General features: G+C 61.5%; 10 protein-coding genes. 3 read left to right on the top strand and 7 right to left on the bottom strand.

Features of this window, described 5'->3' with window-relative positions:
* Nucleotides 1-237: 237 nt before the first annotated feature.
* The 4 genes from NXC24_RS15555 to NXC24_RS15540 all read right to left on the bottom strand — a co-directional run bounded on the left by NXC24_RS15555 (nt 238) and on the right by NXC24_RS15540 (nt 7,786).
* Entirely contained in the window at nt 238-5,811 is a 5,574-nt protein-coding gene (locus NXC24_RS15555) for a hypothetical protein (RefSeq protein ID WP_245463888.1), read from the bottom strand.
* Between the two features lie 547 nt (nt 5,812-6,358).
* Nucleotides 6,359-6,601, bottom strand: coding sequence for a DUF982 domain-containing protein (locus NXC24_RS15550; protein ID WP_104824123.1), 243 nt, complete (start codon nt 6,599-6,601; stop codon nt 6,359-6,361).
* Between the two features lie 114 nt (nt 6,602-6,715).
* The gene (locus NXC24_RS15545; protein WP_104824122.1) at nt 6,716-6,976 is read right to left on the bottom strand and encodes a DUF982 domain-containing protein; all 261 of its coding nucleotides are present in this window, start codon (nt 6,974-6,976) and stop codon (nt 6,716-6,718) included.
* A 141-nt stretch (nt 6,977-7,117) separates the two neighbouring features.
* Nucleotides 7,118-7,786: a TetR/AcrR family transcriptional regulator gene (locus NXC24_RS15540; protein WP_104825188.1), complete on the bottom strand. Its 669-nt coding sequence runs from the start codon at nt 7,784-7,786 to the stop codon at nt 7,118-7,120.
* Nucleotides 7,787-8,107: 321 nt separating this feature from the next.
* On the opposite strand from NXC24_RS15540, the gene NXC24_RS15535 reads away from it, so the two are divergent.
* The 3 genes from NXC24_RS15535 (at nt 8,108) to NXC24_RS15525 (ending at nt 11,226) form a co-directional block, all read left to right on the top strand.
* Nucleotides 8,108-9,310: a multidrug effflux MFS transporter gene (locus NXC24_RS15535; RefSeq protein WP_104824121.1), complete on the top strand. Its 1,203-nt coding sequence runs from the start codon at nt 8,108-8,110 to the stop codon at nt 9,308-9,310.
* A 132-nt stretch (nt 9,311-9,442) separates the two neighbouring features.
* Nucleotides 9,443-10,138, top strand: a complete 696-nt coding sequence (locus NXC24_RS15530) for a DNA-3-methyladenine glycosylase I (RefSeq protein ID WP_104824120.1) — start codon at nt 9,443-9,445, stop codon at nt 10,136-10,138.
* Between the two features lie 56 nt (nt 10,139-10,194).
* Complete coding sequence (locus NXC24_RS15525; protein WP_104824119.1) at nt 10,195-11,226, top strand: hydroxyacid dehydrogenase; 1,032 nt, start codon at nt 10,195-10,197, stop codon at nt 11,224-11,226.
* A 155-nt stretch (nt 11,227-11,381) separates the two neighbouring features.
* Here the strand turns inward: NXC24_RS15525 and NXC24_RS15520 are convergent, their stop codons facing one another.
* The 3 genes from NXC24_RS15520 to NXC24_RS15510 form a co-directional block, all read right to left on the bottom strand.
* Nucleotides 11,382-12,038, bottom strand: a complete 657-nt coding sequence (locus NXC24_RS15520) for a methionine ABC transporter permease (protein ID WP_104824118.1) — start codon at nt 12,036-12,038, stop codon at nt 11,382-11,384.
* Complete coding sequence (locus tag NXC24_RS15515) at nt 12,028-13,113, bottom strand: methionine ABC transporter ATP-binding protein (protein WP_104824117.1); 1,086 nt, start codon at nt 13,111-13,113, stop codon at nt 12,028-12,030. The genes NXC24_RS15520 and NXC24_RS15515 overlap by 11 nt, the downstream gene beginning before the upstream one ends.
* A 121-nt stretch (nt 13,114-13,234) precedes the next feature.
* Entirely contained in the window at nt 13,235-14,080 is an 846-nt protein-coding gene (locus tag NXC24_RS15510) for a MetQ/NlpA family lipoprotein (RefSeq protein ID WP_104824116.1), read from the bottom strand.
* Between the last annotated feature and the right edge of the window lie 84 nt (nt 14,081-14,164).

The raw sequence follows: 14,164 nt of genomic DNA, 5'->3' as shown, positions 1-14,164 counted from the left end.
TCTGAAGGAGGCACAGGGCAGGGAGCGTAGTGTTTTCCGGCCATGAGAGTGGCGAACGGTTAAAAAATGGGGAGTGGCGGCCGCTGTGCCGCTCTGCCGCTCGCCGTCATGACGGTCGAATCGCAAACGAACCCGGATTCTCGGAGTGTCTCGCAAAAGAATAGCGCCGCGCAATTTCTCGCGCGGCGCCGAGGTCTTTTGCGGCGCGGGTGAAACCGCGCCGCAATCCGTCAGATTTTAGTTGTAGGCCGCGTAGGCAGAGATGACCGCCGCGACTTGTCCTTCATCTAGTGCCTGCACCTGTGTCGTGGTGAGGGCATAGAGCTGGGCGCTGGAGAGCGAAGCGATGTCATCGGTGGACAGTCCGCCCAGACCCGCCGTGCTGATCGCCGCAATCTCGTCGGTGGAGAAGGTTGCGATGTCGGCGGTGGAGAGAGCGCCGACTTCGGTTGCCGTCAGAGCACCGATCTGCGAGCTCGTCAGAGCGGCGACCTGATCGGTGGAGAGCGCTTCGATCTGCGAAGAGCTCAAGGCGGCGACCTGCGTGGTCTTCAGGACACCGATCTGAGTGGTGGACAGAGCGGCGACGTCATCGGTGGAGAGCGCACCGATCTGGGTCGAGGACAGAGCCGCAACTTGGTCGGTGGTCAGAACCTTAGCCTGATCGGTGGAGAGCGCGCCGATCTGGCTGGTGCTCAACTTGGCGATCTGGCTGGTCTTCAGAGCGGCCACCTGATCCGTGGAGAGCGCTGCAACCTTTTCGGAGGAGAGACCGGAGAGGGCTGCAGTGCTGATCGCTGCGATCTCGTCCGTCGAGAAGGTCGCGAGGTCGGCGGTAGAGAGCGCGCCGACTTCGGTTGCCGACAGGGCACCGATTTGCGTCGAGCTCAGAGCGGCAGCCTGATCCGTGGAGAGGGCTTCGATCTGCGAGGAGCTCAGGGCGGCGACCTGGCCAGTCTTCAGCACACCGATTTGAGCGGTGGAGAGAGCGGCGACGTCGTCGGTGGAGAGCGCACCGATCTGCGAGCTTGTCAGAGCGCTGACCTGGTCGGTGGTCAGAACCTTGGCCTGGTCGGTCGAAAGAGCGCCGATCTGGCTGGTGCTCAGCTTGGCGATCTGACCGGTGGTCAGAGCGGCCACTTGGTCAGTCGAGAGCGCTGCAACCTTATCGGATGTCAGGCCCGACAGAGCCGAGGTGCTGATCGCTGCAATCTCGTCGGTGGAGAAGGTTGCGAGGTCGGCGGTGGAGAGGGCGCCGACTTCGGAGGCCGTCAGGGCACCGATCTGCGAGCTCGTCAGAGCGGCAGCCTGATCCGTGGAGAGGGCTGCGATCTGCGAGGACTTCAGAGCGGCGACCTGTGCAGTCTTCAGGACACCGATCTGAGTGGTGGACAGAGCCGCAACATCGTCGGTGGACAAGGCTGCGATCTGGGTCGAGCTCAGAGCGGCAACCTGATCGGTGGTCAGAACCTTGGCCTGGTCGGTGGAGAGCGCGCCGATCTGGCTGGTGCTCAACTTGGCGATCTGGCTGGTCTTCAGAGCGGCAACCTGATCCGTGGAGAGCGCTGCAACCTTTTCGGAGGAGAGACCGGAGAGGGCTGCAGTGCTGATCGCTGCGATCTCGTCGGTCGAGAAGGTTGCGAGGTCGGCGGTGGAAAGGGCGCCAACTTCGGTTGCCGACAGGGCTGCGACCTGGGTCGAGCTCAGAGCGGCAGCCTGATCCGTGGAGAGGGCGGCGATCTGCGAAGAGCTCAGCGCGGCGACCTGGCCAGTCTTCAGCACACCAATCTGAGCGGTGGAGAGGACGGCGACGTCGTCGGTCGAGAGCGCACCGATCTGGGTCGAGGACAGAGCCGCGACCTGGTCGGTGGTCAGAACCTTAGCCTGGTCGGTGGAGAGAGCGCCGATCTGGCTGGTGCTCAGCTTGGCGATCTGGGTGGTCTTGAGAGCAGCAACCTGATCCGTGGAGAGAGCAGCAACCTTTTCAGAGGACAGGCCGGAGAGGGCTGCAGTCGAGAGGGCTGCAATCTCGTCGGTGGAGAAGGTTGCGAGGTCGGCGGTGGAGAGAGCGCCAACTTCGGTCGCTGTCAGGGCACCGATCTGCGAGCTCGTCAGAGCGGCAGCCTGATCAGTAGACAGGGCTGCGATCTGCGAAGACTTCAGGGCGGCGACTTGGCCGGTCGTCAGGACACCGATCTGAGCGGTGGAGAGGACGGCGACGTCGTCGGTGGAGAGTGCACCGATCTGCGAGCTTGTCAGAGCCGCGACCTGTTCGGTGGTCAGAACCTTGGCCTGGTCGGTCGAAAGAGCGCCGATCTGAGTGGTGCTAAGCTTAGCGATCTGGCTGGTCTTCAGAGCCGCAACCTGATCGGTGGAGAGCGCTGCGACCTTTTCAGAAGTCAGGCCCGACAGAGCTGCGGTCGAGAGAGCTGCGATCTCATCTGTGGAGAAGGTCGCCAGGTCAGCGGTGGAAAGTGCACCAACTTCGGTTGCCGTCAGGGCTGCGACCTGCGTCGAGCTCAGAGCGGCAGCCTGATCGGTGGAGAGAGCTGCGATCTGCGAGGACTTCAGAGCGGCGACCTGTGCAGTCTTCAGCGCACCAATCTGGGCAGTGGAGAGGACCGCGACGTCGTCGGTGGAGAGCGCACCAATCTGGGTCGAGCTCAGAGCGGCGACCTGGTCAGTGGTCAGGACCTTCGCCTGGTCAGTGGAGAGTGCGCCGATCTGGCTCGTGCTGAGCTTGGCGATCTGGCTGGTCTTGAGAGCGGCCACCTGATCCGTGGACAGCGCTGCAACCTTTTCGGAGGACAGGCCGGAGAGGGCTGCGGTCGAGAGGGCTGCAATCTCGTCGGTCGAGAAGGTTGCGAGGTCAGCGGTGGAAAGGGCGCCAACTTCGGTTGCCGACAGGGCTGCGATCTGGGTCGAGCTCAGAGCGGCAGCCTGGTCGGTCGAGAGGGCGGCGATCTGCGAAGAGCTCAGCGCGGCGACCTGGCCAGTCTTCAGGACACCGATCTGAGCGGTGGAGAGAGCGGCGACGTCGTCGGTGGAGAGCGCACCGATCTGGGTCGAGGACAGAGCCGCGACCTGGTCGGTGGTCAGAACCTTAGCCTGATCGGTGGAGAGTGCGCCGATCTGGCTGGTGCTGAGCTTGGCGATCTGGCTGGTCTTCAGAGCGGCAACCTGATCCGTGGAGAGTGCTGCAACCTTTTCGGACGTCAGGCCGGAGATGGCCGCGGTGCTGATTGCTGCGATTTCGTCGGTGGAGAAGGTTGCGAGGTCGGCGGTGGAAAGTGCGCCAACTTCGGAGGCCGTCAGGGCACCGATTTGCGAACTCGTCAGAGCGGCGGCCTGGTCGGTGGAGAGTGCTGCGATCTGCGAGGACTTGAGAGCTGCGACCTGTGCGGTCTTCAGCGCACCAATCTGGGCGGTGGTGAGGACAGCCACGTCGTCGGTGGAGAGCGCACCAATCTGGGTCGAGCTCAGAGCGGCGACCTGGTCGGTGGTGAGAACCTTGGCCTGGTCGGTCGAAAGCGCGCCGATCTGGCTGGTGCTGAGCTTGGCGATCTGGCTGGTCTTCAGAGCAGCAACCTGGTCGGTGGAGAGCGCTGCAACCTTTTCAGAGGACAGGCCGGAGAGGGCTGCGGTCGAGAGAGCTGCGATCTCGTCGGTGGAGAAGGTTGCGAGGTCAGCGGTGGAAAGTGCGCCAACTTCGGAGGCCGTCAGGGCACCGATCTGCGAGCTCGTCAGAGCAGCAGCCTGGTCCGTGGAGAGAGCTGCGATCTGCGAGGACTTGAGGGCTGCGACCTGAGCGGTCTTCAGCGCACCGATCTGGGCGGTGGAGAGGACAGCGACGTCGTCGGTGGAGAGAGCGGCGATCTGGGTCGAGGACAGAGCCGCGACCTGGTCGGTGGTCAGAACCTTAGCCTGGTCGGTCGAAAGAGCGCCGATCTGGGTGGTGCTCAGCTTGGCGATCTGGCTGGTCTTCAGAGCGGCCACCTGATCGGTGGAGAGGGCGGCAACCTTTTCAGAGGACAGGCCGGAGAGGGCTGCGGTCGAGAGGGCTGCGATCTCGTCGGTGGAGAAGGTTGCGAGGTCAGCGGTGGAGAGGGCGCCAACTTCAGTAGCTGTCAGGGCAGCGACTTGCGAGCTCGTCAGAGCGGCAGCTTGGTCTGTAGACAGGGCTGCGATCTGCGAGGACTTGAGAGCGGCGACCTGAGCGGTCTTCAGCGCACCGATCTGAGCGGTAGAGAGGACGGCGACGTCGTCGGTGGAGAGCGCACCGATCTGCGTCGAGCTCAGAGAGGCAACCTGGTCAGTGGTCAGAGCCTTGGCCTGGTCGGTCGAAAGAGCGCCGATCTGGGTGGTGCTCAGCTTAGCGATCTGGCTGGTCTTCAGAGCAGCCACCTGATCGGTGGAGAGCGCTGCGACCTTATCGGACGTCAGGCCGGAGATGGCCGCGGTGCTGATTGCTGCGATTTCGTCGGTGGAGAAGGTTGCGAGATCAGCTGTGGAGAGGGCGCCAACTTCGGAGGCCGTCAGGGCTGCGACCTGGGTCGAGCTCAGAGCGGCAGCCTGGTCGGTGGAGAGAGCTGCGATCTGCGAGGACTTGAGAGCAGCGATCTGTGCAGTCTTCAGGACACCGATCTGAGCGGTGGAGAGAGCGGCAACATCGTCAGTGGAGAGGGCGCCGATCTGCGAGCTTGTCAGAGCGCCGATCTGGTCGGTGGTCAGGACCTTCGCCTGGTCAGTGGAGAGCGCAGCGATCTGGCTGGTGCTGAGCTTAGCGATCTGGCTGGTCTTCAGAGCGGCAACCTGATCGGTGGAGAGCGCTGCGACCTTATCGGAGGACAGGCCCGACAGAGCTGCGGTGTTGATTGCCGCGATCTCGTCAGTGGAGAAGGTTGCGAGGTCAGCCGTGGAAAGGGCGCCAACTTCGGAGGCCGTCAGGGCTGCGACCTGGGTCGAGCTCAGAGCGGCCGCCTGATCCGTGGAGAGGGCTGCGATCTGCGAGGACTTGAGGGCTGCGATCTGCGCGGTCTTCAGCGCACCAATCTGAGTGGTGGAGAGGACGGCGACGTCATCGGTGGAAAGCGCACCAATCTGGGTCGAGCTCAGAGAGGCAACCTGGTCAGTGGTCAGAACCTTGGCCTGGTCGGTGGAGAGTGCGCCAATCTGGCTGGTGCTGAGCTTGGCGATCTGGGTGGTCTTGAGAGCAGCAACCTGATCCGTAGAGAGCGCTGCGACCTGATCGGTGGTCAGGCCGGAGAGGGCTGCGGTGGAGAGGGCTGCGACTTCGTCGGTGGAGAAGGTTGCGAGGTCAGCAGTGGAAAGGGCGCCAACTTCGGAGGCCGTCAGGGCTGCGATCTGGGTCGAGCTCAGCGCGGCAGCCTGATCCGTGGAGAGGGCTGCGATCTGCGTGGACTTGAGGGCTGCGACCTGTGCGGTCTTCAGGACACCGATCTGATCGGTGGAGAGAGCAGCAACGTCGTCAGTGGAGAGGACTGCAACCTGCTTCGAGGTGAGAGCCGCAACTTGGGTGGTGGTCAGACCCTTGGTCTGATCGGTGGAGAGGCCTGCAACATCGGCTGTGGTAAGCGCGGCGACCTGCTCGCCGGAAAGGCCACCCAACTGGGTCGTGGAGAGAACTGCCAGTTGGTCTAGGCTCAAACCGAGAATGGCGCTCGTCGATACGGCGCCCATCTGCGTGGAGGTGAAGGTGGAGATATCCTGCGTTTCAAAAGCGGAAATCTGCGTCGAGCTTAGCGCCTTGATCTGGGTGGTGCTCAGTGCCGCGACGTCGTCGGTCGTCAACTGCTTAATCGTTGAGGTGGTAAGAGCTTTAATCTGATTGATGCTCAGAGAAGAAATAACTGAAGTCATGGACGCGCCCCTAGTGTGTTAGCTGACTGCGAGTATCATTCCTCTGCCGTCGGCCGCGCGCGAAGACCAGCAAAGTCCTTTTACGGCGCCCCCGGGCGCACGTTTGCTGGCAGCTTACCCTCGTAATCAGACACCAATACCGGCGTCGACAATTCGGGCGTCCTGTCGGAAGAGAATGAAGTTACACGGAACATGGCTCGGACGAGCCGGCGCGTTGGAAGGGCATCATGCTTCCAGAGCCATGCATGGCCCTGATCCCTACGCCATTGGACGCTGACGTCCTGCCTGCAAATTCCGGTTCGCCCAGATCTGTCGTTTACTCATGGGCGAATCGCGTTTTTCAGCAGAATTCTAGCGACCCAAGAACGCTTTTATTCGGTTGCTTTTAATTTTGAATTAACGACCGGCAAGCTCAGGTTTTTTCCAGCAACGGATTTAGCCCAATACTTGTTCGCACCTCGAAGGCGGCCTTTCGGTATCACGCGCTTATCAGAGCATTCGCCTCGCGACAGGCGGCGACGAAAGCCACGCGGGTTTCGTTCGCGGTCGTATAGCCTTCGAAACAATCAATGCAGGCGCGCAAGGCCGCCTCGTAGGCGTTTCCGTGGCGTACCGGCCAATCCGCGGTCAAGCAATCCGTGGCCTCGGCTGCCGTCCGGATGATGCGGATATTTTTCGGCAGGCGTACGACGACAGGCTTTCTCCAGGCGGTTTGAAACATCGCGCTCCTCGTTTGGCATTTTAAAACGGGATAGCGACGGTTTCGTTCCAAGCATTGTTGCGGACAGCGGCACGAAGCCAAGGCGCGAGAGGAGGATCGGGGGACGCAGGCGACTTATTCGACCATTGTGGCTTCGATCGGTACGCCAGCTTCCCTGGCCGCGGCGACGAAGCTGTTGCGCGCGTCCAGCGGCTGCCTGATCCCGCTTTCAACATCCGCACATATCTGCAGGGCCATCATGAACGCCTTGCCTTCGGCAACGGGCCATGCATTCAGCAGCATGTCCAATGCCTCTTTCGTGGTGCCAACGGTATAGATTTTCCCCGTTCGCTTGCAGATGACCATCACCGGGAAATTCCAATGTCTATTGCTCATCGTACAAGCTCCGACCCCACGCACTCACGTTAACGCTGCGGATGGCAAGGGCACAAGCAAAATTAGATAAGGTGTCTGGCGCGCGTTTGAGGCGCTGCGATCGTTGTAAAAAGGGCTTGAGAAACGCTGTAGACTCAGGGCTCAGAGTCCGGCTTCTGCCCGAACTCCGTACCCCCGCAAAAACATATCTACGGCTTGTTCCGCCGATCCCCGAATCTCTGCCTCCGTCGGCGTTTGACCAAAGAGTGTGGTCATCTGCAGGTCGGCGTTGATCAGCGCGCTGAATTGGCGAGCGGCGAGGTCGCAGTCGGGAATGTTAAGGAGGCCCTGGTGGTGGAGGCGGGCGAAGATGGCGCCCAATGCCTTGCCGATCCTGCAAGGGCCGTGTTCGCGCCAGGCTTCGAAAAGGTGCGGATAGCGGGGGCCTTCGGACTGGACGAGCTTACGCAAGAATTTTCCGTCCTGATTATAAAGACAATTATTGTTGATATCGACAGCGAAGGCGATCAGATCCTCCCGAAGGTTTTCCGGTCTGTCAGGGAAGGCGGCCAGCGCGGAGAACAGAGCCGTATTGGCGCGCCCGCTCACGTCAGCGATGACGGCGATGAACAATGCCTCTTTCTCACGGTAGTGATTGTAAATGGTCTGCCGGGAGACGCAGGCTTCCTCGGCGATCTCGTCGATGCTCGCGCCGGAAAAACCCTCGCGACAAAAAACTTCCGCCGCAGCGTCGAGGATGGAAATACGCTTCAGGCATTGGGTGGGTCTTACGGTCTTTGCCTGCGAGGCGGCGGTGCTTCGGCTTTTCATGGGATCAAGATAATCCGTATTGACGATTTGGACAATAGTGTCTATTTTTACAATAATGTCCAAAACGATGGACATGATTGTTAAGCGTATCTCAGGCCCGCGCTTTCCTCCCAAGACCGTGCGGCGTTCTTAAAACCCAACCCAAGAATTCGTTGAGCATTCCGTCGATTTTCGGGTGGTTTGCTCTTCGAAGAAAAGGCAGTTGAGCCTTTGTCGGGCTCGATTGGCGGATGCAGCATTTTGTTTTCAACGTCTCCTGCGGGAGACGCGGCGCGAAGGCAATCCGGTCTTCACGCTCAAATTTTCTGAAAGATCATCATCATGACGACGTCTTTCCTTCGCTATGCGATCATCCTTGGCCTGCTTTCGGCCATCGGTCCCTTCGCGATCGACATGTATCTTCCCGCTTTGCCATCGATCGGCAAGGATCTTGCGGCGGAGAACAGTGTCGTTCAGTTGAGCCTGTTGTTCTTCTTCATTCCCTTCGCCGTCTTTCAATTGCTCTATGGGCCGCTTTCGGACATGTGGGGACGCAAGGCGCCACTTTATCTCGGCATCGGCCTGTTCGCAGTGGCGAGCATAGGTGCGGCCACGGCGGGCAATATCGAGACGCTGATCGCTTTCCGCTTCCTGCAGGGCATCGGCGGCGCGGCCGGCATGGTGGTGCCGCGCGCCGTCGTGCGCGACATGCATACTGGCGTTCAGGCGGCGCGGCTGATGTCGCTGCTGATGCTCGTCTTCAGCATTTCGCCGATCCTCGCGCCGCTGACGGGCAGTGCCGTCATCGCCTTCTACGGTTGGCGCGGCGTGTTCTGGGCGGTGACGATCGCGGCGGTGATGGGGCTGATCCTGCTGTCTACCCAACTCGAGGAGACCCGGGCGAAAGCAGAGCGCTCGCAAAGCGGCCTTCGCAGCGCGATGGCGGCCTATCGCCTGTTGCTCGGTGACCGCAATTTCCTGACGCTCACCTTTATTGGCGGCCTCGGCATATCGAGCTTTCTCGTCTACCTCGCCAATTCGCCCTTCGTGCTGATCGACCATTACGGCCTGACGCCGACGCAATACAGCTTTGCTTTCTCGATCAACGCCGTCTCCTTCTTCTCGGTGTCGCAGCTCACCGGCTGGCTCGGCGAGCGTTTCGGTCTGGTGCGGGTGATGCGCGTCGCGGTTACCGCTTTTGCCACGACCACGGCACTGCTGGCGGTGGTCATGAGCCTCGGCTTCAACCAGTTGCCGGTTCTCATCGTGTTTCTCTTTATCGGTTTCGGTTTTCTGGGTCTGGTCATTCCCACGACGGGCGTGCTGGCGTTGGAAGATCATGGCGAGATTGCCGGTACGGCCTCGGCGCTGATGGGCACGCTGCAGTTTGCTGCCGCCGCCGTCGCGATGATCATTGCCGGACTGTTTTTCGATGGCTCGGCGCTGCCCATGGTCGGCTGCGTCGCACTCTGCGCCGTCGCCGCACTCCTGCTGACGCAGGCGACTATCGCCCGCCGGCCGGCTGCGGAAGCGGCCGCGGAATAGCGACTATCTCCCACGTGGGTTCAAAAGGCCGGGCTTTGCCCCGGCCTTTTGCGTTCCGGCTGTCGCGCATCATCTTGCGCGCAAGCACAAGATCGTAAAAGACTTTGAGCGGTCATCGAAGGGGAGAGAAAGGTGGGCAGCTTCACGGAAATTCTGGAGCGGGCGCAAAAGCGCAAGGGTGGGGCGGAAGCTCTGAAGGCACTCATGCCAAAAGTGCCCGATCACGATGCCTTGCGCGCCATGCCGGACGACAGGTTGCTGTCGGAAATGACGCGCTACGTCTTCTATGCCGGCTTCGTGCGCAATGTCATTGATTCCAAATGGCCGGGTTTCGAGGCGGCTTTCTCCGGCTTCGACCCGGCTTTCCTCAACCTCGCACCCGACGACTACTGGCATGATCTGACCTCCGACGCGCGCATCGTGCGCAACGGCGCCAAGATCATGTCCGTGCGGGACAATGCCCATTTCATTCGCCAACTTGCCGAGGAGCATGGCAGCGCCGGGCGCTTCTTTGCCGATTGGCCGGTGGAAGATCATATCGGCTTGCTCGCCGTGCTCGATAAGCGCGCCAACCGGCTTGGGGGCATGAGCGGCCAATATTTCCTGCGCGCCATCGGGCGCGATAGTTTCGTCATGAGCCACGATGTACTCGTCTGCCTGCGTCTTTCCGGCCTGCCGATCTCGGAGCCGAAGCCGGCCAAGAAGGAGCTGCGCCTGATCCAGGATCAGTTCAATGCCTGGGGCGCCGAAACGGGCCTGCCGCAAACCTATCTCTCGCGCATCTGCGCCTTCTCTGTGGGCATGCCGGGGGAAGAGGAAGAGCTCTGATTGATTTGGCTGGTCGGATGATATTGGATCGTCTTTAGGAATAGGGAGAGACTTCTATGTCGACCGACAACAGGCCTTTGGCCATCAGTGCGCCTGAGCCGCGTTCGCTTGAGCTCATCTTCACCAAGGATGCGCTGTCGCTCCTTCATTCGAAATACCGGATCGTCGAGGCTGATCCGGAGAATATTGCTGGGCTTGGCGACGACGTACTCGGCGAGGCGCGCTATATCATCGGCCAGCCGCCGCTTTCGAAGGATACGCTCGACCGCATGCCGCGCCTGCGCTGCATTTTGAATGTCGAAAGCAATCTCATCAACAACATGCCCTATGATGTGCTGTTCGAGCGCGGCATCCATGTCGTTACCACCGGACAAGTCTTCGCCGAGCCGGTGGCGGAGATCGGGCTTGGATTTGCGCTCAGCCTGGCGCGCGGCATCGTCGACGCCGATCTCGATTTTCGCGAGGGCAGAGAGCTTTGGGGCGGTGACGGCAATGCCAAGGCCCGTCTGCTCTCTGGCAGCGATATCGGTATCGTCGGGTTCGGTGATCTCGGCAAGGCGCTGAACCGGGTGCTGTCGGGCTTTCGCGCGACGATCAGGGTGTTCGATCCCTGGATGCCGCCGTCGATCCTCAGGGAACACGGCGTCCAGCCGGCCAGCCTCGACGAGGTGCTTTCGGGCAGCGATTTCGTTTTCGTCGTCGCCTCCGTCACCAGCGAAAACAAGGGCTTCCTCGGCGCAGAAGCTTTTGCACGTATGCGCAAGGGCGCGGCCTTCATCCTGCTTAGCCGCGCCGATGTCGTGGATTTCGACGCATTGATGGCTGCGGTCGCCTCCGGCCATATCGTTGCGGCGAGCGATGTCTATCCGGAGGAGCCGCTTGGCAAGGATCATCCGGTGCGCGGCCTCAAAGGCTTCATCCGCTCGGCGCATCGCGCCGGTGCCCTCGACAGCGCCTTCAAGAAAATGGGCGACATGGTGCTGGAAGATATGGACCTGATGGACCGGGGCCTGCCGCCGATGCGCTGCAAGCGGGCGGAGCGCGAAACGGTGTCACGGATGCGCTCGAAGCCGGTCACTCGAAACTGAAGTTGCAGGTTGCCATGCAGACGGCAGCGGGTGAATTTGCGCCGACGCCTATGAGCCGGCGACGTTGCAGGAGAAGTTGTTCATCCAAGCTGATGGGCGGCTGCCGTCGAACCATCCGGCAGCCGCATTCCGTCATCGGATTTGACCGATGAGTATCAACGATGATCGAGCTTTGCGATCAGGCGGTCGCCGAGCCATTGCATGCCGCAGACGAGGATGATCAGCACGATGACGACGGCGATCATTACGCCGGTCTCAAAGCGCTGGTAGCCGTAGCGGATCGCGAGGTCGCCGAGGCCGCCGCCGCCGATGGTGCCGGCCATGGCCGAGGCGCCGATTAGGGTGACCAGCGTCACCGTAAAGCCTGCGACAATCCCGGGCAGTGCTTCCGGCACCAGCACTTCCCGGATGATGGTCCAGCGGTTGCCACCCATGGCGCGTACGGCATCGATCAGGCCGCGATCGACCTCGCGCAGCGAAACTTCGGCGATGCGGGCGTAATAGGGTATCGCCGCGATGGTAAGCGGCACGATTGCCGCAGTCGTGCCAAGCGCGGTGCCGACGAGCAGCCGCGTCAGAGGGATCAATGCGATCAACAGGATGATGAAAGGCACGGCGCGGAAGCCGTTGACCAACGCCGCGAGGATGCGGTTGACGGTGAGCTGTTCGGCGATGCCGTCATGGCCCGTGACGACCAGCGCGAGGCCGAGCGGCAGGCCGATGACGAGCGAGATCAGGCCGGATGCTCCGGTCATCCAGATCGTTTCCCAGAAGGAGCGCCAGAGCAGGCCGAGGATGATGTCAGTTGTCATAGCCTAAAACCTCCACCCGGGCGGACCGAGCCGTCAGAAAATCAGTCACCTGCGCCGGCAGCGTTGCGTCGCGGGTCGGCACGGCGATGAAGAAGCGGGCGACGGGCTGGTTCTGAATATGGTCGATGCCGCCATGCACCAGGCGGAAGGAATGCGGCAGCGCTGCCGAAAGCTCGGCGAAGAGCGCGCCCTGCGCGGCCGGGCCGGCGAGATCGACGCTTAAAATCGCCTCGGTGCCCGGTGCCTGCGACAGTCGCTCGGCGATATGTTCCGGAAGCTGCGGGCGGATGGTGCTGAGCAGGCTTGCGGTGATCTCAGTCTGCGGATTGGCGAAAATCTGCCAGACCGGGCCTTTCTCAACGATGCGGCCCGCATCGATGACGGCCACACGATCGGCAATCGCGCGCACCACTTCCATCTCGTGGGTGATGAGCAGGATCGTCAGGCCAAGCTTGCGGTTGATATCCTTCAGCAGCGTCAGGATCGAGCGTGTCGTCTCGGGATCGAGGGCGGAGGTCGCTTCGTCGGAAAGGAGAAGGGCGGGGCGGGCGGCCAGTGCCCGGGCGATGCCGACGCGCTGCTTCTGCCCGCCAGAGAGAGCCGAGGGATAGGCCTTCGCCTTGTCGGCAAGACCGACGAGTTCGAGCAACTCGCGGGCACGCGCCAGCCGCTCCGCCTTGGCGATACCTTCGATCTTCAGTGGAAGGGCGACATTGTCTTCGACGGTCTTTGCCGAAAGCAGATTGAAATGCTGGAAAATCATGCCGATGCGGCGGCGCAGCGGCTGCAGTTCGTTTTCCGACAGGCCGACGATATTGCGTCCTTCGATATGGATTTCGCCGCTGTCGGCACGTTCCAGCCCGTTCAGGCAGCGGATCAGCGTTGACTTGCCGGCACCGCTGCGGCCGATGATGCCGACGATCTCGCCACGGCGGGCCGTGAGCGAAATACCGTCGAGCGCAGGGTTCGTGCCAAACCGGCGCCTGACATCAACGAGGCGGACGATCTCATCGCCCTGCGACGTGCCGGGCGGGGCATGTCCTTTGATGGCAGTGGCGGAAACGAAGGAATTCATATCAATCTTCTTTCGGCTTTGCGTCGTCGGGCATTGATATCCTGGAACACCGAAGGCGGCCCGAGCAAAAAATGCCCCAGCCGCCTTGGTGCTCAGCGCTGCCCCCGGCGCCGAATTGGTGTTAGTAGGCGCTGAGGCCGGTGCCTTTGTAGACCTTGTCGAACTCGGTCTTGACCGTATCGTTCTGATAGGAGGCGACCAGCGTCTTCACCCAGGCCTCGCTTTCGCTACCCTGCTTGACGGCGATGAAGTTGCGATAGGGATTGCCGTCGATCGGCTCTTGTGCAATGCGGTCCTTCGGCGAAAGCCCGCTCTTCAGCGCCCAGTCGGTGTTGACGACGGCGGCGTCGAGATCGTCGATCGAGCGACCGACGATGCCGGCGTCGAGCTCCTTGATTTCGACATTTTTCGGGTTCTCGACGATGTCGGCGGTGGTGGCGAGAATGCCGGTGCCGTCCTTGAGCTTGATGACGCCCTCATTCTGCAGCACGCGCAAAGCGCGGCCCTCGTTGGACGGATCGTTCGGCACGCCGATGACCGCGCCCTTCGGCAGGTCGGCAACCGCCTTGTATTTCTTGGTGTAGAGGCCGATGGGCCAGACGCCGGTATAGCCGACGCGGACGATATGATAGCCGTGTTGCTTGATCTGGTTGTCGAGATAAGGCTTGTGCTGGAAGGCATTGGCATCGACCTCGCCGCGCTCCAGCGCTTCGTTTGGCTGGGTATAGTCGTTGAAGGCCACGGTTTCGATCTTCAGGCCCTTCTTGGCGGCTTCCGCAGTGACCACGCGCCAGACATCTTCATCTTCGCCGCTCATGATGCCGACCTTGATCGTCTTGTCGGCGGCAAAGGAGGGGGCGGCTGCCGTCAGGCCGAAAACGGCGACAGCGGAGGCAATGAGAGCCGCAAGGCCGGTCCGGCGCGAGAAGCGCAAGGCAGCGAGACCTTCAGAAGACTTTTTCGTCATGGGAAATCCTGTTCCATGTGATTGAGACGCCATTGTCTCGTTGACCGTATGGATCATCTCAGACGGTTGTGGGTCACGCGAAGC

The sequence above is a fragment of the Rhizobium sp. NXC24 genome (genome assembly GCF_002944315.1).
Lineage (GTDB): Bacteria > Pseudomonadota > Alphaproteobacteria > Rhizobiales > Rhizobiaceae > Rhizobium.
This window is presented reverse-complemented; position numbering and strand designations above follow the sequence as displayed.

Excerpts from the sequence above, each read along its gene's own strand:
- NXC24_RS15550 (WP_104824123.1), bottom strand. The coding sequence starts at position 6,601 with ATGTTTCAAACCGCCTGGAGAAAGCCTGTCGTCGTACGCCTGCCGAAA.
- NXC24_RS15545 (WP_104824122.1), bottom strand. The coding sequence starts at position 6,976 with ATGAGCAATAGACATTGGAATTTCCCGGTGATGGTCATCTGCAAGCGA.
- NXC24_RS15540 (WP_104825188.1), bottom strand. The coding sequence starts at position 7,786 with ATGAAAAGCCGAAGCACCGCCGCCTCGCAGGCAAAGACCGTAAGACCC.
- NXC24_RS15535 (WP_104824121.1), top strand. The coding sequence starts at position 8,108 with ATGACGACGTCTTTCCTTCGCTATGCGATCATCCTTGGCCTGCTTTCG.
- NXC24_RS15525 (WP_104824119.1), top strand. The coding sequence starts at position 10,195 with ATGTCGACCGACAACAGGCCTTTGGCCATCAGTGCGCCTGAGCCGCGT.
- NXC24_RS15520 (WP_104824118.1), bottom strand. The coding sequence starts at position 12,038 with ATGACAACTGACATCATCCTCGGCCTGCTCTGGCGCTCCTTCTGGGAA.
- NXC24_RS15515 (WP_104824117.1), bottom strand. The coding sequence starts at position 13,113 with ATGAATTCCTTCGTTTCCGCCACTGCCATCAAAGGACATGCCCCGCCC.
- NXC24_RS15510 (WP_104824116.1), bottom strand. The coding sequence starts at position 14,080 with ATGACGAAAAAGTCTTCTGAAGGTCTCGCTGCCTTGCGCTTCTCGCGC.